The following is a 23,227-nucleotide window of genomic DNA, read 5'->3' on the forward strand; positions in this document are numbered from 1 at the left end:
ACTTAATCGCCCCTAGATTGAACAAATTCCAATCCGCAAAGTTCAACACGCCCTATGCTTTACGGTCACTTGCTTACAGCTTTTAGGGGCGCTTAGTGTTTTAGTTGAAAACTGCATCATATCGTTTGCATCTATATTTAGTGTGCATTCGTCTGCATATGCAGCATTGGTACTCAGTAGCAGTGTAGTGCTTAGTAAGGCTATTAATTTTTTCATACTGTCTGTGCTAGTTGGTTTGAGCTGTTTCGAGCTTTATTTGTTAAGGCTACAAGTGCTTTTCGCACGGCTAATGGGCTATCGCACTCGTTCGCAAAATTAATAAAGTAATTACGCTTGTGGCTTTGTATATAAAAGCCTGTGGGTAGTAGGCCGCTCATTATTGGGGTGTTATCGGCTACGTTATAGTGCTGCATTAATATCAGCGACATAGCATCTTGATGATCTTCATTCATATGAGTGATCATGCTTTGCTGCTGGCTTTCATCCCACTTTTTAGGCTGAGCTTGCCACTCGTTTTGCTCAAGCCAAAATATTTTTCCAAAACCGCCAATATAACGCACCCGTACTGCATCTAATTGCCAAAGCTGAAAATCATGCGCATTGCGATAGCTTGCAGCCTCAGGGTACAAAGCTATATATTTATCAAGTAGCACTTCGCTTTGCTCTTTTGCCACAATAGAGCCATCACCTACGAGTGTTACTCGCCCATGTTCGTTTTGATCGCCATAATCGGCGGCATCAAAAATAGTCAGACTCATGCGTGAGTCCTGTTTTAAATTTTTGGTATGCTGAGCTATGTCACTAATAAAAAAGTAGATGCGACCTTGTTCGTCACACATATAAGGTGTAACAGAGCCAAACGGATAGCCGCGTAAATTATTTGAAATGGTCGACATTACGCCGGCATGGGTTTTAAAAACGAGCGTACGTGCGTCGTTTAATGCTTGCTCTCTCATGAAAACTCCTGACGTTGAGAAAAAACCATGGGCGCATCGTTATAAGGATGAGGGTTAACGTGCAATTTCATGGCGTACATTTGTTGTAAGTTTTGTGCTGTTAAAACGGTATTTATAGACCCGCTTTGCAGCACTTTTTGGTTGTGTAATAAAATAGCGTTGGTTGCATAAAGGCTTGCTAAATTAAGATCGTGTATAGCAATAATGGCGCTGTTTCCTTGCTCTACAAAGGTTCTAACACAGCTAAGTAAAGTATGTTGATGACGCATATCTAGCGCTGATGTTGGCTCATCGAGCAACATTAATTTAGGCCCCGTTTGCGCAGTAAAAGCATCTAACTGTGCTAATGTGCGCGCCATATGAACACGCTGTTGTTCGCCGCCCGAAAGCGCACTCATTCGACGTGTTAGGTAATGGGTTAAATCCATAAGTGAGGCATATTTTTGAACTTTATTGGCTTGTGTTTTAAGAGACTCTGTATAGGGATAGCGACCCATAGCAATGAGTTCAACTACACTAAAATCAAAGCCAACATGGTTACTTTGCATCATTACAGCGCGCTTGCTAGCTAATTGCTCTTTAGAAAATGAATGCAAAGGTTTGGTATTAAATAGTATATCTCCCTCAAAGGGATGCATGCCTGCCAAAGTATGCAGTAAGGTCGATTTACCTGCGCCATTTTCGCCTATCAGTGCGACAAGTTGTCCTGCTTGGATATTGCCGCTAATACCCTCTAAAACACGATGGGTGTTAAAGCCTATATTGAGGTTGTTAAACGTGATCATGACCAATCTCGCTTATTTTTAATGATCAAATATATAAATAGTGGAGCCCCAAGTAACGCCGTTATAATGCCTATCGGCAGCTCCGCAGGCATAACAACCAAGCGTGCTAACCAATCTGAAAGTAGCAACACTATGACACCTAAAAGCATACAAAGTGGCAGCATATTTCGTAAATGAGGCCCAACCATTAGGCGTGCAATATGAGGGACAACTAAACCAACAAAGCCAATTAAACCTGTTAGCGCAACCACCGCACCTACGCCCAATGCCACTAATATAATGACGTATAATTTAAGCTTGCTGGTATCGACTCCTAAGTATTGAGCTTGTGATTCACCGATAAGAAGTAGATTCATTGGCTCTTTTAATCGCCATAGCCCGATAAGGCTCAGTAAAAGCAAAGGACTCGCCTGTTTTATATTATCCCAGCTCGCACCGCCTAATGAGCCCATGGTCCAATAGTTAATTAACCGCAGTGCGCTGTCATCGGCATAAAAACTTAATAATCCAATAACAGCGAATGCCAATGCATTAATGGCGACACCGACTAATATAAGCGTATTTATATTAATTTGTTTTTGTTGTTTTGAGACTAAATATACCAGCGACGTTACTGAGAGTGCGCCCAAAAATGAGGCATAAGGTAAGTAGTGTTGGGCGTTAAAATTAAATTGTGCACTAAGGGCGATAAAAGCAACCGCGACCATTGCAGCGCCTGCGCTTATACCAATAATAGAGGGATCAGCAAGCGGGTTACGACATAGCGCTTGGGTTGCAGCCCCTGTTTGTGCAAGTACTAAACCTACCATCACTGCAAGGACAAAACGAGGCAGGCGTATTTGTGTAACCACATTGATTTGTAGCGCATCAAATTGACTAAAATGTTCAGGAGCTAGCCACGCAATAGCTAAACGCCAATCCCATCCTGCGGCTCCATAGCCTATGCTAAGTAATGCTAAAGCAAAAATGCAGCCATAACTTAATAGCATCCACTTATGCGGGTTACTCAGTGTTATGGCGTTAAAACGATTCAAAGTTAACGTGCTCATAAGCGTGTTTTATACTCATGCAATGCTTGAATCGCAGTTGCAATACGCGGCGACATGCCCAGTGAAAGTAAGCTGTCCATGACCAGTAACTGACACTCTTGCGCTGCTTTTAATAAACGAAGTGTAGGTTGTTTACAAAAGGCTTGTTTCCCACCAAGGCTTTGCACAACATGCGCTGGCGCCACTAAAAAATCGGGCTGACTTACAGCCAGTACTTCACTGTTAATTGCTTTAAAGCCTGTATGCGTAGCAGCTATATTGGTAATGCCCGCATAATTAAACAGCAAGTTGGGCACCGTTTCTTGTCCTGCTGCGACGAGCCCACGCTCATTAGCTGAAAGTAAAAACAAAGCGTTGTGAGTCTGTGTTTTTGCTTTAGTAGGTAACGATTTTTTTATTTTAGTAATTAGGTTTTGAGCTTTTAGGTTTGCATCTAAATCACTACCAAGGCGCTTAATTAGCTCAAGTAGTTCATTTACAGAAGTCGGTTTTTTATAGTGAATAACCTTCACTCCGGTCGCTTCTATTTGCTTGAGCGCCTGCTCTCTTCCTGCACCTTCAAGTGCAAGTAACGTAGTTGGGCGCATTGAAAGCACTCCCTCAGCGGCTAGGTCTCGATAGTAACCTACCTGTGGCAACTGTGTTGCTTGTTGCGGATACATACTTGATTGGTCAACCGCGACTAAACTATTTTGTTTTTCTAGTGCGTAGATTATTTCAGTTAATGTGCCGCCAGCACTGATCACACGCTCTTTCGCGAGTGCTGATTGAGTGGCTAAAGCCAGAAAAAAAATTAGGTACTTCATAACAAACTCCGATTTTATTTTTTAGTATTATAACCACTTTAATCTAAATGAAAATGATTATCATAATCAATTGATCTTATTTCGGGTTAGTTGTACCATTTGAAAGTAAATAATAACTATTATCATTTGGAGTGGAGATGAATCCCTTTTCTTTTAAATTTACAGCATTAGCCTCTTTGTTAATTAGCTCTGGTAGCGCACTGGCCGAAAATGTTATTGACGATCATATTGTGGTTAGTGGCTCTCGTTTTGAACAAAAGCTTGAAGATGTGACTGGCTCAGTAACGGTTATTACCGAACAAGATATTGAGCGTCAGCTCGCTGTAGATTTACAAACTATGTTTAAATACGATCCAAGTATCTCAAGTACTGGCAGTGGCGCAGGCGCGCAAACATTAACTGTACGGGGTGTTGGTGGCAACAGAGTTGTTTTTATTAAAGATGGAAGACGCACAAACGATGGCTACGCTGGCGGCGGCGGTTATTTAGTGGGTCGAAACTACTTTGATGTTGCAGGTGTTAAACAAGTTGAAGTTGCAAAAGGGGCGGCATCATCGCTATATGGTTCTGATGCACTAGGGGGAATTGTAGTAATAACAACTAAAGACCCGAGTGATTATTTAGTGGATCAACAAAGCTTAGTAAAAGTAGCGTTAGGTTATCAAGGCCAAAGCAATCAGGTTGCTGCTGATATTACAGCAGCAAAAGATTTAGGTGACGTTGCTATTAGCGCTGTTTATAGCCATCGCGATAGTGAAGAAGTACAAAACTACGTTGAAGATTTACCAGGTTACGATGCCCGCTCTGATGCTTTACTGCTTAAAGTTGAGCAAAAACTTGATGAAAAGCGGACCCTTAAATATACCTTAGATTACTTTAATCAAACAACAGAGCAAGTAATCACTCCATCCATTCAAGAAACCGAAGACGAAGACACAAATATCTCATTTGCACTCGATTATGATTCAGATATGGCAACAGCTATATTTGATAAATGGTATGGGCAACTATCTTATAGTCGATACGAGCAACAAAGTGACCAAATAAGCGCAGCTAGAAATTACATCGATTATAATGACTACGGGTTTGAGCAAGATATTTTAGGCTTAAAAGCGGTATTTAGTAAGGAAGTTAAAGGAGAAAATACCGAGCATGAATTTGTCTATGGAGTAGATATTGATTTATATGATACTACTCGACCACGCTTAAAAACCCGTGTATTAAATGATGGTACTGTTGATTTTACGAATGAAAAACAAAAAGCATTTCCTGGCGCCGATACTTCTTTAGTTGGTGTATATATGCAAGACAGTATTAAATTTAATGAGACTGATTGGTCGTTAGTTGCGGGTATTCGTTACGATTATTATGCACTTGAAGCAAAAAAAGATGCGCTATACGCTGACATCGAGCTTGATGATATTACCGAGTCTGCGTTTTCACCAAAGCTGGGTGTGATTTATCAGGTAGACGATAATTTATCTTGGTATGGGCAATATGTTCGAGGCTTTAAAATACCGCCACATGACCAAGCTTATCAAAGCCATGGTGTTGAGCCATTTTATCAAATATTACCAAACGCAGATTTAGACCCTGAAAGCAGTGACTCATTCGAGATCGGATTAAGATACGCAAGTAGCGATATTAGTGTAAATCTAAGTACTTTTTATGCTGCCTATGATGACTTTATCGAAACAACCATCGCGGGTGTTGAACCAACTTATATTCCTAATGTAAATAAAACATTTTACCAATATCAAAATATTAGCGAAACCCAGATCAGCGGTGTAGAAGCTGGTATTGCTATGTATGTTACCGACGATATTTTATTAGAAGCCAATGTTGCTTACGTAGATGGTGAAAACAAAGACTCTGACCAGCCACTCACTAGTATTAGCCCGTTAAATGGTTCTATATTAGTAAGCACTGAGTTTGGCAATGTTAATTGGACCGCTGCTTGGCGTTTAGCTAAGGCGCAGTCTGATGTAGTACTTGATACTAATGGTAATAAAACAACACAAGGTAACGGTTATGGTGTTGTTGATTTATATGCAAATTATCAGTGGCAAGCATGGCAAATGAATGTAGGTTTACTTAACCTACTCGATAAAGAGTACGTACCGTTTGAACTTATTGCTGGTCAATCCAAAGGTACTGATTTTAGCCAATATAGCCAACCAGGACGTAATGTTTCGGCTCGGATAAGCTATCAGTTTTAATTAATATTAAAAGTTGTATATATACCAATCGGCATAAATATCTGAATAATTTAACGGATTGAATTTTTTTATGTTTAAGCTGATTGGTATATAAAGCACTAGAAAACACTGCGTATTGCACCATAGTGTAAAGGGGGTTTACGTCTCTATAATTTTGTACTGCTCATATATTTCAATAGCACTATGCATACATTTTCAAAAGAGTGCGTTTAAATCAATATTGGTTTACTAAAGGCACTTATGGCATGCGTATTCAACACGAGAAACCTAAGCTGATTATAAAAAGGAGGTATCAGCTCGAACAGGTTACATCACTCATATCAAAAGTATGCGTTAAACCATCAGAATTTTTATCAATTACTATTAGGTTATTCTTTTCAATGTAAAAAGTGTATTCGCGCATCCAATTGAGTTTAGCAATTTGTTTTAGCTCATAACGACCAAATGCTAGCGGGCAATTTAAATACGCATAATGATAGGCTTTCCCCATTGCCCCAGGGTCTGCGGTATAAATATAAATAGTACGATCAGTAAACGTGCTTTGTTTGTGAATATAATCAGGCGTTGATAATGAAGAACCATTGACTAAAATCCCTAAACACAAAAAAGGAATTTGTATTACACCGACTAATGTAAGAATGATATAGAACAACCACTGGGCTATTTTATTTTTAATTATGCTTTTAATTTTTTTAGGTTTGGTGAAAAGCAGTATTAAACCCGTAATTACCAACACTAATTTTATATAAAGTAGATTATGGCTTAATGTATCCATAAGCCGTGGTGAGTGCCAATTTAACCCCCATAGCGCTCCCCCGTGCATGCTTTCTAGGAATGGTAACAATAAACATGCAGAAATAAGAAAAATAATTAACGAGCTATTATTGCTGCTTGTATCCATTTATTTTTGTCCTTTAAATCTAACCGGAGTCGCTGTATTTTAGTGTGATATTTATAACATGTTTTATAATACAGCGTACCTAAAATGTCATAATGCAGACAGCTATTTTATGATATGAAAGTGACTGTAAAGGGGGTTAACAGCGGCTATGTATTATACAAAAAAATAAAAAAGCGCCTTAACCACTACATTAAGACGCTTTGGATGAAAAACTATAAATAACTAGACGTTAAAATAGCTAATCGGGACTATGAAATTGTTAGAATTGATAGGCCAATGACATCTTAAATTGAGTAGGCGCACCGGGGTAAACCCATAATGCGTTGTAGCTACTTTGAGCATATTCTTCATCAAAAATATTGTTAACACTGATATTTAACTTGGTGCGCTCGGTTAAGTTTACCTGCCCAAAAATACCAACTAGTTGATAACTCGGTAAGTTAAATGTTAAATCGGCGGCATCGCCTAATCGTTCACTGGTGTACTGATAACTAGCCCCTAGCTCAAGCTCTTTACCAAGCAAGGCTGTTTGATGGCTAAGCGTTAGGTTTAAGTTATTTTTAGGCACATTGACTAATGGGCTGCCTTTTTTTATTGGCACGCCCCAATCAGCATTTATTATGTCGTTTGCCGTACTGGCATCTATATAAGCGTAAGATAAATTAAACTTTGTATCATCAGTAATGTAAGTACTTAAATCGAGTTCAACACCTTTACTGTTTGCTTTACCAATAGGCGCTGAAAAACCAACGTTTACAGGGTCGGCTACTAACATATTACTTTTAGTGGCATCAAATAATGCTAGGGTTCCCGTTATGCCTTGGTAGCTAAATTTAGCGCCTACTTCAAATGAGTCACTGTATTCAAAGCCAAATGGGTCGCCACTTGCATCTGTGCCACTTAATGGTAAAAAGCCTTCAGAGTAACTGCTGTATAAGGTTACAGCGTTGTTTAGCTCGTATAATAAGCCTATTCGCGGGCTTACCTGGCTCTGTGAGCTACTTGAAAGCACAGCACTTTTGGTTTCTAAAATGTCTTGATCTACGCTATCGAACCTAAGGCCAACTAATAGCTTAAATTTATCAGTCAGATCTATTTGATCTTGAACGTATATACCATAAGCATCTTGTTGTTCGTTGTTTTCGTAGAGTAAACCTACTTCAGGACGCGCAACGTTATAATTAGGTTGATAAATATCAATTGTGTAGGTGCCGTTACCGCCGCGATAACGATAAAGTCCAGTGCGTAAGTCGTATTTGTATGCATCGGCTCCCATTAATAAATGATGGGTAATTCCTGCGGTATCAAAATGCCCGCTTAGCTCAAATTTAAGGCTGGTATCATCAACTTCATAATCGCGGTAGCGCTGTTGGCGGGTAAGTGTGCGGCCATCATCGAATAATGATTGGCGCGAGGGTGCAAGTTCAGCATCAGACGAAAACCCAGTTAGTGTAGAGCTGCGGTAGTTTGCGCCTACAACGAGTGACCATTCATTGTTTATATCATGATTTAAAGTCACTTGGTGACCACGAGAATATACTTGCGTGTCACCATCGTTTGGATTGCCTAAATAGCGCGAGTTAGGGACAGTATTAAAATTATCATTAAGTACAACAACCCCACGGTCAAATAGCTGGGCTAAATCAACGTATTCAAATTCATAAGTGATGCTGGTTGAAGCGTTTATTTGATGATAAATCGATGGTGTAACCACCTTTTTATGGGTGTACACCTCATCGCGGTAGCTGTCGCTATCTTGCCATGCGCCATTTATTCTAAATGCAGTGTTATCGTTAATGCCGTTTGTATAGTCACCTTCAACGCGATTAAAATTATCACTACCTAAGCTGAGCTTTAGCTCACCCTGTTGCTCAAACTGAGGTTTTTTGGTCACGATATTAACTGTACCGCCGGGCTCTGAGCGGCCATAAAGTGCGGAGCCTGGGCCTTTTAATACTTCAATGTACTCAATGTTTGATACATCACGAGGGCCGCTGAATCCGCGCCCACCGCTAAAACCATTAATTAAGTAACCCGATGGCATGTTTTCGTTACCCGATAATCCACGAATCGAAAAGCTATCCCATAATGCGCCACTGTTATTTTTACGTGAAATACTGGCAGAAAAGTCCAGCGCATCTTGTAATTGAGTTATTCCTTTTTGATCAAGTATCGCGTTATCGAGGGTTTCGATTGATTGTGGCATTTGCTTTTGAGGAATATCGCCTCGGTAAGCTTGTTTATATGTAACCGCAATTTTCTCTATTGGTTGATTTTGGGCAATGCTTTGTGCGCTTGCACTTAAGCAGGCTAAGTAAATTAATGAGTACTTCATAAAATGTTTTTGGTAACGTTATATTATAACTAAAACTATAGCATGTGTTACTTTATAACAAAATGTTTTTTTGCGCTCTATGTGTGCGTCTAATTTTTACACTAGCGGCTATACAGCTATCACGTTAAGATGGATAAAAATAACACAATAAGAACAATATAATGTTAACAAAAACAAATGCATTAATTTACTTTTTAGCCTTTAGCAGTGGCTTTAGTATTATGGGAATAGAGCTGTTAGGTGGGCGCATTTTAGCGCCTTACTTTGGCAGTAGCGTACATATCTGGGGCAGTATTATTACGGTATTTATGCTTAGCTTATCATTCGGGTATTTACTGGGAGGGAAGCTGTCTATTCGTCATCCTTCGTTGACCAAATATGGGTTAATCTTTTTAGTTGCCAGTATTATGGTGGTGCCCATTGCTTTGTTTGCTGAGCCAATTATGGCATTTATTTTTTCGCATATTGAAGACAGCCGCTACGGCTCGTTACTCGCCTCAACCGCGTTATTTTTTATACCCACCATTATTTTAGGCATGATCTCGCCCTACTCTGTACGTTTGCTGGTTACCAATAGTGAGCGCAGCGGCCAAGTGGCTGGCGGCCTTTATTTTGTAAGTACCTTAGGCAGTGCGCTGGGCACCATTATTACCTCTTTTTATATGGTACTGGCGTTTGATGTTAACACCATTATTTTAGGTTTTGCTGGTGTGTTAGGCACGCTTGGGCTAATTGCTATTAGCTTTGATAAACTTAAAGTGCGAGAGATCGTTTATGCACAAGCTTAAATTATTGTTTGTTTGTATTACGGCGCTACTGCTTTCATCATACAGTGCAGCTAATGTTGTGCATAAAGAGCGCTCCTTGTATCGAAATCTACTCGTTGAAGAAACTGGCGATTTACGCTGTTTAAAGTTTGATGAAAAAACCCGACAAAGCAGCCAAAGTTGCATGTTCATTAGCGACCCTAAAAAACTCGTGTTTAACTACACTAAGCTGGCTATTTCTAGTTTGTTACTGATTGATAACCCTAAAAATGTGCTCATTATTGGTTTAGGTGGCGGTACGCTTTCTAATATGATTCATGAGCTATACCCAAAGGCACACATTGAAAATGTTGAAATAGATTCTTCGGTAATTAAAGTGGCGCGCGATTATTTTAACTTTATAGAAACCGATAACGTAACTACTAAAGTACAAGATGGGCGTATTTTTATTAAACGTGCGGCGCTTAAAAGTCAGCAATTTGATTGGATTATTTTAGATGCGTTTAATGGCGATTACATTCCTGAGCACTTACTCACAAAAGAGTTTTTTGAAGAGATAAAAAGCGTATTAGCCGAAGGCGGAATTGTTGCTGCTAACACGTTTTCATCAAGTAAACTCTATGAACATGAGTCGGCAACCTATCATGCGGTATTTGGCGATTTTATTAATGTAACAGCCAATAATAACAGTAATCGTATTATTTTGGCCGGTTATAGCAATATCCCTACAGAGCAACAAATAGCACAGCGGGTCACGCAGCTAGCTCCGTTACTTGCCCCTTATGATGTTGATATAGAGGCAATAAGTCAGCGCATGTTTTTCACTAAAGATGGCCAAGATTGGCCGAGTGATACTAAGGTGCTGACAGATCAATATTCACCTGCCAACTTACTTAATTTTTGATTGCTATTACATGGTCACTTATATCGGGTGGCCATTACTTTAGGGTATTATTAAAAAGATAATATTTTAAGGAAGCGATAATGCACATTCACTTTATTATTCACGAACATTTTGAAGCGCCAGGCGCTTATGAAACCTGGGCTAAAATGAATGGTCATACGCTGTCTTATACCCGTATTTATTTAGCTGAAAACTTACCGCAACATGCTGATGATATAGACTTTTTAATCGTAATGGGTGGGCCACAATCGCCCGCTACATTGCTTGCAGAATGCGCTTATTTTGATAGCAAAAAAGAACAAGCCTTTATTGCCAGCATGATCACGGCAAACAAAGTAGTGTTGGGCGTTTGTTTGGGGTCGCAATTAATTGGTGAAGCGTTAGGCGCGGCTTATCAACCTAGTCCAGAAAAGGAAATTGGTAAGTTTGCTATTACCCTCACTGATGCAGGTTTGAATCATCCGTTATTTAGCCATTTTGGCAGTGAGCTTAATGTGGGGCATTGGCATAACGATATGCCAGGGCTGACTGCTACGGCCAGTATTATTGCCTATAGCGAAGGTTGTCCAAGGCAAATAGTCGCTTATAGCGATTTAGTATTTGGTTTTCAATGCCACATGGAATTGACCACCGAGGTGGTTACCCTCCTCATTGCCAACGATGATTTAACCAATGCCCATAATTACCGCTTTGTTGAACAGCCCGAAAAGCTCTTAAGTCACGACTATAGTGAAATGAACAATAAGCTTTATACCTTCTTAAACAAGCTTGCTGCGCACTATTTATCTAAATAATACTTATTTACGTGAAGTTAAAATACCAAATATTTACTTAGCCTGCTAACTAATGCTAAAATTTGCTGGATATTCACAAGTAAGAGTTCCTATGAGCAGCACTATTCCTTTTCATGAAACACTCGATTTAACCTTATGCGGCAATATGGGTCGAGTGCACCGCTTATGTCGAGAAGCGGTGACACTGGCGGTTGAGCCGCTAGGTTTAACTCAGTCGCGCTGGACGGCAATGATTCACTTACATCATTTACCTTTAGGGGCAACACAGCAAGCGTTGGCGACCAGTTTAGGTATTGAAATGCCCTCATTAACGCGCACCATTAAGCAATTAGAGCAGCAAAATCTGGTTATTCGACAAGTTGATGAACACGATAAACGTAGTAAAAAATTGTACTTTACCGATGAGGGTATAAAGTTATTAGAACACTTAAAAGAGCTAACAAGCGATATTAAACAGCGTTTATATGCCGGTTTAAGTACTGAGCAACTTGATGGTATGGCGCACAGTTTAGTGCAAATGGAAGAAAACGCGCGGCGTTGTATTGCAAGCTTATCTGGAGATAAATAAGTATGACACCTGATCAAAAATTTGCCCGCTACGTTAAAGTTTCGCTTGTTGGTTTTATTGTTGTCTTTTTTTATTATATTGTTGCCGATGTGTGGTTGCCGGTTACGCCACAAGCACGGGTTTATCATCCGGTTGTGCAAATATCACCGCAAATAAATGGCCGTGTTACCGATGTATTGATCAGTAATAACCAAGCGGTTAAAGCGGGTGATGTATTATTTGAGATAGATAAAAATACTTACCAACTAGCACTTGAGCAAGCACAGCTCGCGCTTGATGATGCCAAACTGCAAAATAAACGCCTTGATACCAATGTAAAAGCGCTTGAGGCACAAATAAGTGCAGCTAACGCTAAATTGCATGAACAGCAGCTATTAAAAAAGCGTGGCGAAACGCTTTATAAACAAAACTCTATTTCGGAACAAGAGCTTGAAAGCATTCGTGCAAATTTTGCAGCAAGCCAATCTAATTTAGCCGCCTTTGAAGCACAGCTTTCTGAAGCTGTTTTGGCGCGAGGCGACTCGGGGCAAAATAATTTAGCGCTGCGCCATGCGGCCAATCAGTTAGCGCAAGCCGAGCTTAACTTATCCTATACGCAAGTGCGTGCTTTAAGTGATGGTGTAGTGGCTAATTTACAGTTACTTGAGGGTTCCTATGCTGTTGCGGGTAAGCCATTACTTGCTATTGTGGCAAGAAAAGCAGATTTAGTGGCTGATTTTCGTGAAAAGTCACTATTAAATATGCAGCCAGGCAGTTTAGCAAAAGTAGTGTTTGACAGCCGACCAGGTGAAGTATTCGACGCAAAAATTGAAACCTTCGAAGCAGGTGTTAGTGACGGGCAACTTAGTGCGAATGGATTACTTAGCACCACCGAAACCAGCAACCGCTGGGTTCGTGACGCTCAGCGTCAACGTATTCATTTAGTGCTGCCAAATAACACTCAGCTTATAAATAATATGCCCAGTGGTGCGCGTGCCACTGTGCAGTTACTTCCACAATCGGCTATAGGTCAATGGTTGGGATCAGTACAGATCCGCTTTATTAGTTGGTTACATTACATTTATTAGTGGGGCGAGTAATGACACAACATGTTAGCCAAGCGCCACAACTCGATTCAAATGGCTTACGCCAAGCGCTGCGGATTGCCGGTGGTTGCACTATTGGTTTTACTTTGTGCAAGTTAATGAATTGGCCCAAATGGAATATTTTTTACAGTTTACCCTATGTTATTACTCGGTTTAGTGCCAAGTATTAACAAAGGCGTGATCCGTCAATTTGTTGCCAGTGCTGCCTACAGTGCGTTTATAGTGCTTATTTTACAGGGCTTATTTTCACACTTGCCGGTGTTAATGACGCTCATTATTTTTGCCAGCTTTTGTATATTGTTTTACTTAATGAGCTCTGGTGGAGCATTTTTATTTGGTGCGTTAGGTGCGGTGAGTTTATCGATTCAGTTGCACTTTGCCAGCCATGTTGATCAAGCTAGTAGCATTTACCCACTTATTTTAAGTAATGGTGTGGCTATTTTTATTACTATTATTATTGCGCTCTTGATGCATGGCTTGTTTCCTGATGTGACAGCGCGGCCCATGCGGGCTGTACCGCACAAGGATAAAGAAAGTATTCGTCACGAGGTGTTGTTATGTGCCACGGTTGCGACTTTATCATTCGTTGTTTTTCAGGTACTTGACTTACAAGATTCAATTTCGGCGCAAGCGGCGTCTATTTTAATTTTGCTTTCGTTGTGTTTTAAGGCTGCGGGCACCGCAAGTTGGCAACGTATTATTGGTACACTGATAGGCTGTAATGCTGCTTTAGTTGCGCAATTGTTTTTGTATAACCATACTGACGTTTTGCTTTTTCCGGTGGCTATATTATGGATTTTGTCTTTTATATTCAGTCGTTTTCATATTTTAGGCGGTGGTCCACCGGGTGTTGGGTTTGGGGTATTGACCACGTTTGGCATTTTATTTGGTCAGTCGTTAGGCCCAGGGCAAGATTTAATATACAGCGCCATGTATCGATTTAGCTCGGTGGCTGTTGCAGTAACAGTAAGCTTAAGTGCAGTGTATGTAGTGCATCGAATCCTCAACCGATTTAGCGTCACCCGCCATCATACTTATGATTAAATTAAAGGCTGCATCCGCAGCCTTTTTTATACTAGCCTATTGCAAGTAAATTCAACGCAGTTAGCGCTGAAAATAGCTGCTTGAGATAGATTTATTATCCAGAGTTCAGATTACTTAAGTTATAGCTTAATATTACCGCGTAGGGCTTTGGTTTGGCCGTGTTTGGTTTTTTTGTCCATGCGTTTACGCTGTGAGTTACGGCTAGGTTTGGTAGCACGACGTGCTTTATTAACTTTAGTCGCGCTTAAAATTAAATCTTTTAGCCGTTTTAATGCATCTTCCCTGTTGAGCTCTTGAGTGCGGTGGCTTTGCGCTTTAATTATCAATACCCCTTCTTTGGTGATCCTTGAATCTTTTAAAGCAAGTAATCGTTCTTTATAAAAGTCAGGTAATTTAGAGCGATTAATATCAAAGCGTAAATGTATAGCACTGGCTACTTTATTAACATTTTGCCCGCCTGCACCTTGTGAGCGAATAGCGCTGAGCTCTACTTCCCATTCATCTATGGTTACGGTATTTGAAATAGTTAACATAGTGCCCCGCTCTTTTTGCAAAAAATGTATTATATCATCAGTACATTGACTTGTGGTGAATCAAGCGGTCATTGCTATTTACAGTCTAATATTTGTTAAATAAACACATAAAAACTAATTTATTCTACACTTACTATATTGCTTTTTAATTCGCTTTAATTATATGAAAAAAATATCTATTTTAATGTTTTTGGTGTGTATGCTCGCTATTTCATATGCTGTTTATGCTAAATCATCACAAACATTTAGTGCTGGTGTAATTGCACAAGAACAAGTTTATCCAATCAAAGTATTAGCTTTGGGTGATTTTCAGCGTTGCTTTGTTGTTGCTGCGCAAAAAGAAGATGCTCTGTATTCTGCGTGTTATATCAAAAAGAGCGCGCAATCGATTTGGGTTGCTGAATCTGCGGGAGCGCGTTGTGAAATAAAATGTGAGTCGCATTTAAACAGTGATGGCAAAACACAGGTGCAGTACTTTACTACTGATTTATAGTAAAAATGCTGTGCCAAGGTTTCTTTATCGCGGTGGTGAGCCCTTTTATTTGTTTAATCACTTGCGTATCACAAGCTGTTTGCTTTGCATTATTAGGTCCTGACAGCATCAAATAGTGGGCTTTACCTTTTATTGCTCGTTCTGCTATGAACAGTGATGGGTTTTCCCTTAGTAGTTTTTTGTTAACGGATTTTTTAGAGGTATATGCACCATACTGGCAAAAATAAGTCTCAGTATTTTTGGTTTGCATATCGCTCCACTCCCCTATTTTTCGCCACTGTGGTGAGGCATATCGCCTTGCATCAACCATAAAGCTACCATGAAGCGCTGGTATTGAATAAACATCATTAATGGTTTGTTGTGCTTTAGCTGCATTGTTATATGGGCCTGCAACGAGGTAATAGCTATCACGACGTTCATGCTTATATAACTGCAAAGCATAGGCTGCTTTATCAATTTTATTCGCAACAGTAAGTGCCGATTGAAACTTTTTGAATACGCCTAATTGCACAAAATAAGGTGTTTGTTGGTTTGATTCAGCCGCTATTGTAGCTTGTTCAGTTAAGGTATCAGCGTTATTTGTGTATACAATAATATCTTGCAATATTATGGTATCGCCGCTTTTTTCAGTGATGACCTGCTCAGGAAGATTTTTTATAGTTATGTTTTCTGAGAGTTGCTCATTTTTTTCTATTTCAAGTATATAATTTCCTTGAGAAACATTGGGGAAATAATAATAACCATCATATTCAGTGACCGTTGAATAATGCTTTTCGCCGTCTTTTTCTTTAAGTACAACCGTCAGTCCTGCGATAGGTTTACTCTTTTCATTGCTCGATAGATAAATAGTCCCCTCAACCTCGTTGTAGACCACTAAAGGAATATTTACTTTGGTTTGTCCGCCTCTATGAGCCAATGTTTTAATTTTTCCTAAAGAGGGCTGCAAGTAAGGATTAGACAACGAGCGTAAATTAACATCTAAAACCTGGCCACCGTAACTGCTTGGTAGCAAGACCTTTCCGTCATTATTGGTGTATTTATCTCGCCATAGGTAGTTGCCAGTAAAATTAACGTCTTGAATTGGCTCATCGCCTTGGTCAAAGATTTCATTTTCATTCCAATCTATGAACGAACTAACTTCTATTTGCCCGGAATTTAATGAGCGAGGAGTGTCAAAGTTAAAGTCTGCTTCTAAATGATCAAAACTAAATGTGCCATTTAAACCTAAAGATAAGCGCCAATCTCCTTGATTATCAACTTGCCCTGATACTTGTATATTAAATATCTCATGGCGGTAAGTATATTGATGATTTAAAAGCGTACTTGCCGCAGAGTTAGACTGATACGTCAGCTGGGTTTGATTAAAGGTACTTTGTGTTTGTGGCCAGCGTAAACTACTTCTCAAACGAGTGAGTTCTGCGCCATTATTAGCCTGCCAATCTAAGGTGTTGGTCCATTTCCAAGAGGCAATATCTATTGAAGAATAAAGCCGGTTTATTAGGTTATTGGTATCGTCATCATAAAATAGTTGGCTTGACCATGTTCCTGCGACATAACTTTTATTGATGCCTAATGAGAACCGATTTTTAGTGTTAGTATTTTTACGTACTTCATTGTTCCACCTCATATTCCAGTTAAGGGAGTTAAAAAAATCAGTGCGGCCATTGAGGCTCAGTGACAGCCTATTTTTGAGTGAGTTCTCTTTTGCTACAAATAAAGCGCTAGAAAAGTTATTAAGGGCACTGTATTCAACATTAACATTGATATCGTTATAAAGTTTATTAGAAAGTAGGCCTCTAAAACCGGCAAAATAAGCATAGCCAGCATCGAGTTGTTTTGTGGCTAAAAAACGGTAACTGCCGTGATCTGTAAGTGTGTTTAGCCCAGATGATAGGTAGCTGCTGTTATTTTGTTCAGTTTGCAAATGAGTAATTTGAGCGTCATAAGTAATAAACTCACTAATGCCATAAGAGAGATTACTTTTAAAGGCATTACTCATCGCCGTTGAGGAGTTACTGGATTGATTAAAAACGCTTTTATCTGTTTCTAAAAACTCCACCTGATAGCTTATTTTTCCGGGCGATAGTGCGTCTTGCCCTATTGTATATTTTTGAGTGCGTGTAATTTGCTCACCCTGTGAGCCAAAAAGTTTAATTTCAAAGATATTGTTGCCGTAAAAAGTTTCAACATCGGTAAATCGAACCAAATTTTCGTCGTTAGCTTGAGTCGTGGCAATAAATTGGCCATTTCGATGCAGCTCTGCTTGCCAGCCCGGTAGTGCCGGTTCTTCAATGGTGATAGTTGAAAAATTTTGTGCCGAATGCGGGTTAGCATTTGAAATATAAAATCCCCGGCCTTGGTTTGAGCTAGTAATAAGCTGATCTGACTGAGATTGAATATCTCCCAATTGGTAGTGAATGCGTGCCAGTGAGTGATCTTGTTCACTTAAGTTAAAGTCTTTAGTTATTTTTAAAAAGGTATTAGCGGTGTTTTCGTTTTTGTTGAATCGTAGTTCAGCTCGATGATGAAATAAGTCAAAGTAGCTATTAAGCCTGAGTAGTCCCTTATAACGATTATTAGACGATTTATAGCTTGCTGATAGCGAATATTCAGACACGGGGTAGGTTAGCGCTTGGTATTGGTCGTCTATAAAGTGGTCGTATTGCAGTGCTTTGGACTTAATTTTTTTTGTAATACCACTCGTTACTTGGTTGTTATTATAAGTAAGCAAGTTACTAGAAAATGAAACCTGCATCAGTGAGTAATCAAAGCGCGAGTCGGTATTTAAAAGTGTATTTATAACAGATAAATCAACATAGTGGTCGTAGTCATCGACAGCCCACAATGAAACATTTTCTGAGGGGGCTAAAGTTGAGGAAAGCTCAGCATTCAGCACCTGCTCACTTGAGTCAACGTTAGCAGACAGTGTATTTTGTGACACGTTTAAGCTAATTCCCATGGTCGATTTCAGGCCGCTTATGGGAAGTAGCAACTTATTTGATTTTGAGTAGTAAGCTTCTAAGTCGGAGACAACTGAGCGCCCATTTACCCTGACATTTATAATCACAAAAGACTCCTCATCAATAGGCCATTGATAAAGAGTCGGTAACTGCTTTGCGATGATTGCTTTGGGTACAATTAACAGTAATGTACAAAGTAACAAGCGAGCCGTTATACCATAGTATAAGGCATTAATGTGTAGCATTTGTTATTTGATATTAATAGGGATCGCTAACTCGATTTTACCGCCGTAAAGCTCGTTTTCTTTGTAATTGAGTGTCACAGGCCCTGTCACAGGGGCTTGTAAAGTGATGTATACCTTGCGACGTGATAAAGGGGTATAAACGGCCACATTGGCTATTTCACCAATCATTACATTATTCTCATCGACTAATTCAAAGTTTCCATACACAGAGCGATTCCCTGTGAGTGTTTGCCAAAATGTTAGAGTCGGACGCCCATTTTGAGTAATTAATTGCGGGTTTATTAATTCTGAGTCAGCCTCTAATTGGCCATGACGAACAATAACAGGCACGCTGTAAGCAACTTTAGGTCTAATGCTTATTCCATCAATGTCGGGGTTTTGTGACTCAGAGGCTATGATTTTAAGCACCGCCCTATATTCGCCTACAGCAAGCTCAGCTTTTTTGCGAACGGTCATTCTGATAGCTTGCATCCCTTTTGGGGCAATAGTGCCGCGACGTGGAGAAAACCGTAGCATGTTTTTGGCAGAGCGTCCTTCAACTTGTTGCGGAGTAACATCTATAAGTGCTCCTTCTTCGGTCATATCTTTATGGGTAACAACAAGTTTAAAATCGAGATTTTTATTAGAGGTATTTCTGATAAGTAGTGAATTATTTTTAGTACGTCCATCAAAGTATAAACGGTATTCAGACAGCGCAAGGTTGGCACTACAAATTTCAGGTAGTAAAAGAGTTAGGCAAAGGGCGGCCCAACAAAAAAGTTTAAGAATCATGGGACAACTCAACAACATGATAATAAAAAGTGGAGCGCGTTGCTCCACACATTTTATTTTTAATGCGCAATTGCGCAAAAAAATAAACTGAGGCTAACTAAGTAAGTTAGCCTCAGCTTTCATAGTCTTATTGGAAAGACACATCTACAGTGTAATCTACAGTGTAAGCAGCGCCCGCTGTCAGTGTAGAATCAACTGTCATATCACCATATACACTAACAGTAATATCGGTTGCACTTGCATCAGTAGTGAAAGCAGACGCAACATTGTCAGCAGTTGTTACACTGGTTGTGCCATCTGTAGCCGTTGTTACTGGAACAAAAGTTAAGTTAGTGCCTGTGCTTCCAGATACAGTAATATTCATTGCTGAATTTGGCGCTAAACCAGATACAGTAATTCCACCTAATTGAATGTTTGCATCTGACGCATCACAGTCACCCGATACAGCGCCTGCATTATCCATCGTACAGGTTGAGCTTGTAGATAAGCGAATTTTACCAAAGTGCAGTGGGCTATCTTCTGCAAAAGTAGGCTCAGTCCAACCATTTACACTTGCTTGAAATGTTTGGTTAGATGCAAGTAAAGAAGTTGATGAAATTGCTAGCAAAGCGGAAGCAGCAAAGATTTTTTTATTCATAGTTTTTCCATTTTTAAAAATTATTATTTTTTTACTTCCGTGCAAATTAGTTTTGAGGGTTATCTCAGTCCATTGTTTCGGATTTAAACACAATTGTTATCAAAATGAAATCTTTTGTTAACATTAAGGCTTTTTAAAAGAGATAATTAGTATGAAGTTATTAATTTTGACCAGCAAAATGCAACAAGAAAAATAGCACCGATGTTAATTATTTTTTAACACTAGAGGGAGTTATTTTAAGGCATAGTCAAAGCGACTTAATTGATGTTGAGCCTATATGAATGTTTATAAACTATTTTTAATCTTTCATAACCACTTTGTAGTTTTTTATGGCAGTCGCTCTGTGCTTAAGCGGTGAAATAAAGTGACTGCAACATCTATGCGAAATGTTTATTTTTTGAGCATAATTTACGCGTTGTATCTCTATTGTTACCTTCCCAGTTAAAATCATTACGGATTAAACTGCATTTATCAAAGATCAGATTTTTACTAACATGTCGGTTTAAAAGTATAAAATTTAATTTTCCAAGCCTGTTTTTTCATCGTTTTGATTGTTTTTTAGCTTTCTTTGGTAATAAGTTAGTAAAAAATCGGTTTATGCCAGCGGTATTTTATGCCTTGTTGGTAAAATACTGATCCAGTGTTATTTGAGAGAAATTTATAGCTTAAAAGGTCTCTAATTATTAGCTTCTTATATCAAAATTACCTGTTAAGGCTATGGAAAAACTTATTAAATACAGTGCTTTATTTAACTTTTAATTTCATACACGGACGTGTGTTTACTGTGTCTTTATGTATTTAGCCGGTAACAGCAACGCATCCAGAGCAAGCATTCACTTAGATAGGTTATTTTATAGCTGACTTTTAATCTTTATATAGATCACTATTTAACTAACTCAATTAAATGCCTATTGCTGCATTCAAATACAAATAAGAATTACTATCTTTTGTATTTGTTGGCGTTATAATATCGCCATCTTTTTTTAGCTATGTTTAAAAGGAATTTGCAGTTTATGCAGGCCTCCAACCGTCTTTTAGACTTTCCCAAACCCGTTTTTTCTATGTTATGGCAATTTATGCAGCGCTTTAGCTATGAATTAGCGGTTTTATCGCGTTTTTTTATTGCTATTGTTGGCGGGTATTTTTTTACAGCCGTTAGTGTGTCGCTATTAAGTTCAGTAGTGCCTGTGCCTAAAGTTGACGCGGTTTTGCTTAGTGTGTCTGCGAGTATTTTAATTTATGCCCTAGTGTTTATTTATAGCTTTTATATTCATTCATTAAAAACTGTTTGGATCAGTATTTTACTAAGTATTGCAGCGCAACTTGTCTTGTTATCGCTATTGAAGGGATGGTTATGAAAGGGAGTTTTTTTCGTTCAATGACGTGGTTACATACATGGGTGGGTTTGCTCGTGTGTTGGTTACTGTATTTAATATTTTTTGCAGGCACTATTAGCTTTTTTAGAGATGAAGTGAGCTTATGGAATCAGCCAAGTGTCCATAATATTGAGCAGCAGGCAGATCGTATTGGCGCGCAAAAACAACAAATCGTGTCGGGTGTTGAGTATTTATATGCGCAAGCACCTAATGCGCCTAATTGGCGTATAACGCTTCCTGAGGAGCGTATACCTTATTTAACGTATGGTTATGCAAAACCAAAAGAGCCTGGACAACGCAGAGCGCAGTTTGAAAATGCCCGTTTAAATCCAAATACCATGCAGCCTTTAGCACCCTTTGTAGATACTCGAGGGGGTAATTTCTTTTATCGCCTGCATTTTGATTTGCATTATATTGATGTAAAAACGGCGCGTTGGATTGTCTGCTTTGCTAGTTTATTTATGCTCATTGCGTTGATATCTGGCGTCGTTATTCACAAACGTATTTTTAAAGATATGTTTGTTTTTAGAGCTAATAAAGGCAGCCGTAGCTGGTTAGATGTGCATAATTTAAGTTCGGTATTTGCCTTACCGTTTCATTTAATGATTACTTATACGGGCATTATTACCCTGATATTTATGATTTTCCCCTACCCCGCGCAAACCGTTTATGAGGATGGAATACGAGGCTTTTTTAATGATGTTTCGCCAAGTAGTTCTGCAACAGAGTCGTTGCAAGGCACTGCACCGTTAGTGCCTATCAATACTGTTTTGGATCAGGTTTATACTAAGTGGCCAGAGGCTGATATAACTCGGGTGATTATAAATAAGCCGAATAAGGCCGCTGCGACTATTATGGTTTTGGTCAGTCCTGGAAAAACATTAAGGGATCAAGCACCGCGTTTGATATTTAGTGGAGCGAGTGGTGAGCTTGTTGCTCAAACTGATGATGAACTCACCGGCAGTAAAGCGCTGTATGAGTCACTAAATTCAATGCACACTGGGCGTTTAGCAGAGCCATTATTACGTGTTTTATACTTTTTAGGCGGCATTGCTGGCTGCATAATGATAGCCACGGGCTGTATTATGTGGGCGAAGCGTATTCGGGAGCGAATGAAAAAAAATGCCCAGCCATCATGGGGTTTAAAACTCGTCGAAGCGCTTAATTTAGGAACTTTAATGGGATTGCCCTTGGCAACGTCTGCGTTCTTTTTAGCAAACCGATTAATCAGCACACGCGCAATGGAGCGCGCGGATAAAGAGATACTTGCCTTCTTTTTAACTTGGCTGTGTGTACTTATTATCGCTTTTGTAAAGCGTGACAAGTTGCAGTGGTGTGTTATGGCTGCCATAAACAGCATTGCTTGTTTTAGTGTGCCAGTGGTTAATGCGCTAACAACACAAGGGAATATAATCAGTTATTTACGTAATGAACAGTGGGCTTTATTTATGTTTGATAGTCTCTTTTTACTGTTTGGTTTGCTGTTTTTGTTACAAACCGAAAAATTACGTACTGCACTGCAAGCTAAAAAACCTAACCCGATAAACACTCAGGAGCAAAAAGTATGATGGCATTGCTCCCTTTTAGTTTATGTTTGGTGGCTTTTAACTGCTTTGCACTGGCTAAGTTTAATCATTTTAAGGATGTTTTTAACAAGCGCCCGACTGATCAGCAGCGTTTAATTTTATTGAGTGTTGCTTGGATCAGTATTTTACTAAGTTTGCTGCTTTGTGTTAGCGAATTACAAGGCTATGGCGCTCTACAGTTTTGCGGGTTTATGTCGTTAAGTGCTTTAATTATAATGATTTTTTATAGTTTTTTAGTCAATTTAACTAAGCTTTTTAACTTGCTTGTATTATTGATATTAGCCACGAGTACGTTATTTTTTGGTTTAAATGGGCTTTAGTTAGTAAAAACCTGATCCCAAAGAATAGGCTAAATTGAGGTAAAAAATGGCAAGCCATCAGGCTTGCCAATTAAAAAGGGGGATTGTCATTAT

21 protein-coding genes and 1 pseudogene are annotated in these 23,227 nt (G+C 39.2%); 11 read left to right on the forward strand and 11 right to left on the reverse strand.

The genetic code is table 11. The annotated features are described in order from the left end of the window. Window positions 1-42: 42 nt before the first annotated feature. Genes AAGD16_RS18190 through AAGD16_RS18210 form a run of 5 tightly spaced genes read right to left on the reverse strand, consistent with a single transcriptional unit; the run spans window position 43 to window position 3,596 of the window. Window positions 43-216 (reverse strand): hypothetical protein, encoded by a 174-nt coding sequence (locus tag AAGD16_RS18190; protein ID WP_235190268.1) that lies wholly within the window; start codon window positions 214-216, stop codon window positions 43-45. Next, window positions 213-956, reverse strand: a complete 744-nt coding sequence (locus AAGD16_RS18195; protein ID WP_024602447.1) for a HugZ family protein — start codon at window positions 954-956, stop codon at window positions 213-215. The genes AAGD16_RS18190 and AAGD16_RS18195 overlap by 4 nt, the downstream gene beginning before the upstream one ends. Further along, window positions 953-1,741, reverse strand: a complete 789-nt coding sequence (locus AAGD16_RS18200) for a heme ABC transporter ATP-binding protein (protein ID WP_029750413.1) — start codon at window positions 1,739-1,741, stop codon at window positions 953-955. The genes AAGD16_RS18195 and AAGD16_RS18200 overlap by 4 nt, the downstream gene beginning before the upstream one ends. Then, the gene (locus AAGD16_RS18205; protein WP_024602445.1) at window positions 1,738-2,790 is read right to left on the reverse strand and encodes an iron ABC transporter permease; all 1,053 of its coding nucleotides are present in this window, start codon (window positions 2,788-2,790) and stop codon (window positions 1,738-1,740) included. The genes AAGD16_RS18200 and AAGD16_RS18205 overlap by 4 nt, the downstream gene beginning before the upstream one ends. Continuing rightward, window positions 2,787-3,596 (reverse strand): hemin ABC transporter substrate-binding protein, encoded by an 810-nt coding sequence (locus AAGD16_RS18210; protein ID WP_024602444.1) that lies wholly within the window; start codon window positions 3,594-3,596, stop codon window positions 2,787-2,789. The genes AAGD16_RS18205 and AAGD16_RS18210 overlap by 4 nt, the downstream gene beginning before the upstream one ends. 137 nt (window positions 3,597-3,733) lie before the next feature. On the opposite strand from AAGD16_RS18210, the gene AAGD16_RS18215 reads away from it, so the two are divergent. After that, entirely contained in the window at window positions 3,734-5,815 is a 2,082-nt protein-coding gene (locus tag AAGD16_RS18215; protein WP_377115662.1) for a TonB-dependent hemoglobin/transferrin/lactoferrin family receptor, read from the forward strand. A gap of 292 nt (window positions 5,816-6,107) precedes the next feature. On the opposite strand, the gene AAGD16_RS18220 is transcribed toward AAGD16_RS18215, so the two are convergent. Both AAGD16_RS18220 and AAGD16_RS18225 read right to left on the reverse strand, forming a co-directional pair. Beyond that, window positions 6,108-6,716, reverse strand: a complete 609-nt coding sequence (locus AAGD16_RS18220; RefSeq protein ID WP_335674466.1) for a hypothetical protein — start codon at window positions 6,714-6,716, stop codon at window positions 6,108-6,110. Window positions 6,717-6,975: 259 nt separating this feature from the next. Beyond that, window positions 6,976-9,051, reverse strand: a complete 2,076-nt coding sequence (locus tag AAGD16_RS18225) for a TonB-dependent siderophore receptor (protein ID WP_377115665.1) — start codon at window positions 9,049-9,051, stop codon at window positions 6,976-6,978. A gap of 161 nt (window positions 9,052-9,212) precedes the next feature. Here AAGD16_RS18225 and AAGD16_RS18230 point away from each other — a divergent pair, with 161 nt between their 5' ends. The 6 genes and pseudogenes from AAGD16_RS18230 (at window position 9,213) to AAGD16_RS18255 (ending at window position 14,213) form a co-directional block, all read left to right on the forward strand. Next, window positions 9,213-9,839 (forward strand): fused MFS/spermidine synthase, encoded by a 627-nt coding sequence (locus AAGD16_RS18230; protein ID WP_377115668.1) that lies wholly within the window; start codon window positions 9,213-9,215, stop codon window positions 9,837-9,839. Beyond that, window positions 9,826-10,722 carry a spermidine synthase gene (locus AAGD16_RS18235; RefSeq protein ID WP_377115671.1) on the forward strand — a complete coding sequence of 299 codons (897 nt, stop codon included), beginning with the start codon at window positions 9,826-9,828 and terminating at the stop codon, window positions 10,720-10,722. The genes AAGD16_RS18230 and AAGD16_RS18235 overlap by 14 nt, the downstream gene beginning before the upstream one ends. Window positions 10,723-10,802: 80 nt before the next feature. Continuing rightward, complete coding sequence (locus tag AAGD16_RS18240) at window positions 10,803-11,516, forward strand: type 1 glutamine amidotransferase (protein ID WP_377115674.1); 714 nt, start codon at window positions 10,803-10,805, stop codon at window positions 11,514-11,516. Between the two features lie 91 nt (window positions 11,517-11,607). Beyond that, the gene (locus AAGD16_RS18245) at window positions 11,608-12,084 is read left to right on the forward strand and encodes a MarR family winged helix-turn-helix transcriptional regulator (protein ID WP_008110790.1); all 477 of its coding nucleotides are present in this window, start codon (window positions 11,608-11,610) and stop codon (window positions 12,082-12,084) included. A 2-nt stretch (window positions 12,085-12,086) separates the two neighbouring features. After that, window positions 12,087-13,151 carry an HlyD family secretion protein gene (locus AAGD16_RS18250; protein WP_377115677.1) on the forward strand — a complete coding sequence of 355 codons (1,065 nt, stop codon included), beginning with the start codon at window positions 12,087-12,089 and terminating at the stop codon, window positions 13,149-13,151. 11 nt (window positions 13,152-13,162) lie between these two features. Continuing rightward, window positions 13,163-14,213, forward strand: a pseudogene (locus AAGD16_RS18255) (DUF2955 domain-containing protein). Between the two features lie 119 nt (window positions 14,214-14,332). Here the strand turns inward: AAGD16_RS18255 and arfB are convergent. Beyond that, window positions 14,333-14,746 (reverse strand): alternative ribosome rescue aminoacyl-tRNA hydrolase ArfB, encoded by a 414-nt coding sequence (gene arfB / locus AAGD16_RS18260; protein ID WP_013462803.1) that lies wholly within the window; start codon window positions 14,744-14,746, stop codon window positions 14,333-14,335. Window positions 14,747-14,909: 163 nt separating this feature from the next. Here arfB and AAGD16_RS18265 point away from each other — a divergent pair, with 163 nt between their 5' ends. Beyond that, window positions 14,910-15,239 (forward strand): hypothetical protein, encoded by a 330-nt coding sequence (locus tag AAGD16_RS18265; RefSeq protein WP_036955515.1) that lies wholly within the window; start codon window positions 14,910-14,912, stop codon window positions 15,237-15,239. Here the strand turns inward: AAGD16_RS18265 and AAGD16_RS18270 are convergent. From AAGD16_RS18270 to AAGD16_RS18280, 3 genes are all read right to left on the reverse strand, one after another. Beyond that, window positions 15,226-18,306 (reverse strand): SdrD B-like domain-containing protein, encoded by a 3,081-nt coding sequence (locus tag AAGD16_RS18270; RefSeq protein ID WP_290187431.1) that lies wholly within the window; start codon window positions 18,304-18,306, stop codon window positions 15,226-15,228. The genes AAGD16_RS18265 and AAGD16_RS18270 overlap by 14 nt on opposite strands. Window positions 18,307-18,447: 141 nt before the next feature. Then, window positions 18,448-19,215 carry a hypothetical protein gene (locus AAGD16_RS18275; RefSeq protein WP_232311369.1) on the reverse strand — a complete coding sequence of 256 codons (768 nt, stop codon included), beginning with the start codon at window positions 19,213-19,215 and terminating at the stop codon, window positions 18,448-18,450. 127 nt (window positions 19,216-19,342) lie between these two features. After that, window positions 19,343-19,852 carry a hypothetical protein gene (locus AAGD16_RS18280; protein WP_036955510.1) on the reverse strand — a complete coding sequence of 170 codons (510 nt, stop codon included), beginning with the start codon at window positions 19,850-19,852 and terminating at the stop codon, window positions 19,343-19,345. Between the two features lie 1,013 nt (window positions 19,853-20,865). Here AAGD16_RS18280 and AAGD16_RS18285 point away from each other — a divergent pair. The 3 genes from AAGD16_RS18285 to AAGD16_RS18295 are packed head-to-tail and all read left to right on the forward strand — an operon-like array spanning window position 20,866 to window position 23,134. After that, entirely contained in the window at window positions 20,866-21,210 is a 345-nt protein-coding gene (locus AAGD16_RS18285) for a hypothetical protein (protein ID WP_377115683.1), read from the forward strand. Beyond that, a complete protein-coding gene (locus AAGD16_RS18290; RefSeq protein WP_377115686.1) occupies window positions 21,207-22,796 on the forward strand; it encodes a PepSY-associated TM helix domain-containing protein in 1,590 nt (529 codons plus the stop codon). Before AAGD16_RS18285 ends, AAGD16_RS18290 begins: the two co-directional genes overlap by 4 nt. Further along, window positions 22,793-23,134, forward strand: coding sequence for a DUF3325 domain-containing protein (locus tag AAGD16_RS18295; RefSeq protein WP_377115689.1), 342 nt, complete (start codon window positions 22,793-22,795; stop codon window positions 23,132-23,134). Before AAGD16_RS18290 ends, AAGD16_RS18295 begins: the two co-directional genes overlap by 4 nt. The last annotated feature ends 93 nt before the right edge of the window (window positions 23,135-23,227 follow it).

The organism is Pseudoalteromonas sp. M58 (genome assembly GCF_042604605.1).
GTDB lineage: Bacteria > Pseudomonadota > Gammaproteobacteria > Enterobacterales > Alteromonadaceae > Pseudoalteromonas > Pseudoalteromonas tetraodonis.